This window comes from Paraburkholderia sp. SIMBA_054 (assembly GCF_046534875.1).
GTDB classification, from domain to species: Bacteria; Pseudomonadota; Gammaproteobacteria; order Burkholderiales; family Burkholderiaceae; genus Paraburkholderia; species Paraburkholderia hospita.
This window is the reverse complement of the sequence record NZ_JAWRXV010001397.1, coordinates 1-247: the sequence shown is the minus strand read 5'-3', so window position 1 is coordinate 247 and position 247 is coordinate 1. Positions and strand designations below refer to the sequence as shown.

1 protein-coding gene is annotated in these 247 nt (G+C 60.7%); it reads right to left on the bottom strand.

Annotated features, from left to right (window positions below; all coding sequences use genetic code 11):
• Positions 1–247 (bottom strand): IS66 family transposase (locus SB822_RS59650; protein ID WP_410859448.1); only part of this gene is annotated, 247 nt, incomplete at both ends.

The window sequence follows — 247 nt, the reverse complement described above, 5'->3', positions numbered from 1 at the left end:
GCATAAGGCTGTAGATCACGGCGCTCGCCTTCGCGCCGGCAACCGTGTCACTGAACAGCCACGAAGCCCTGCCTGTACAGAATGGGCGGATGTCGCGTTCAATGACATTATTGTCAACTGGAGCCCGCCCGTCGCTCACGTAGCGACACAGATACGCCCACTGGTTGCGCGTGTATGAGATCGCCTTGCCCAGCAGACTTTCTGGCAGGACCTGCGGCGCCTGTTCGTCCAGCCACTGTCTGAGCGC